General features: G+C 71.9%; 1 pseudogene. It reads left to right on the top strand.

The window, feature by feature from the left end:
- Nucleotides 1-4: 4 nt before the first annotated feature.
- Nucleotides 5-907: pseudogene (locus KYY02_RS33670) on the top strand (beta-ketoacyl synthase N-terminal-like domain-containing protein); the annotation flags it as partial.

Raw genomic sequence — 907 nt, 5'->3', positions numbered from 1 at the left:
CGCGGCGCTGGCGGCGTTCCTCGACGCCGAACTCGCGGGCGCGCCCGTCCTGACGGCGACCGCCCCCACCACGGCCGTCACCGACGAGCCGATCGCGATCGTCGGCATGAGCTGCCGCTTCCCCGGCGGCGTGAACTCACCGGAAGCCCTCTGGAAGTTGCTGGTCGGCGGCGGAGACGCCGTGGTGGAGTTCCCGACCGACCGCGGCTGGGACCTGGACGCGCTGTTCGACGACGACCCCGACCAGCGGGGGACCAGCTACACCCGCATGGGTGCGTTCCTCGACCGCGTGGCGGAGTTCGACCCGGCGTTCTTCGGCATTTCGCCGCGTGAGGCGCTGGCGATGGACCCGCAGCAGCGGCTGCTGCTGGAGACCTCCTGGGAGGCGTTCGAACGAGCGGGCATCGACCCGGACTCCTTGCGGGGCAGCCGGTCGGGCGTGTTCGTCGGCACCAACGGCCAGGACTACCCGACGCTGCTGATGGCCGCCCCGGACACCCTGGAAGGGGTGGAGGGGTACCTCGGCACGGGCAACGCGGCCAGTGTCATCTCCGGCCGGCTGTCCTACACCTTCGGCCTCGAGGGCCCTGCCGTCACGGTCGACACGGCGTGCTCGTCGTCGCTGGTCGCCCTGCACTGGGCCGCTCAGGCGTTGCGCCAGGGCGAGTGTGAGCTGGCACTGGTCGGTGGCGTGACGGTGATGTCCACGCCGGGTGTGTTCATCGACTTCAGCCGCCAGCGCGGGCTGGCGGTGGACGGGCGCTGCAAGGCGTTCTCCGACAGCGCGGACGGTACGGGCTGGGGCGAGGGCGTCGGCATGCTGCTGGTGGAGCGGCTGTCGGACGCACAACGGAACGGGCATCCGGTGCTCGCGGTGGTGCGGGGCTCGGCGGTGAACCAGGACGGT

It is taken from the genome of Streptomyces pimonensis (assembly GCF_041380215.1).
GTDB classification, from domain to species: domain Bacteria; phylum Actinomycetota; class Actinomycetes; order Streptomycetales; family Streptomycetaceae; genus Streptomyces; species Streptomyces pimonensis.
This window is presented reverse-complemented; position numbering and strand designations above follow the sequence as displayed.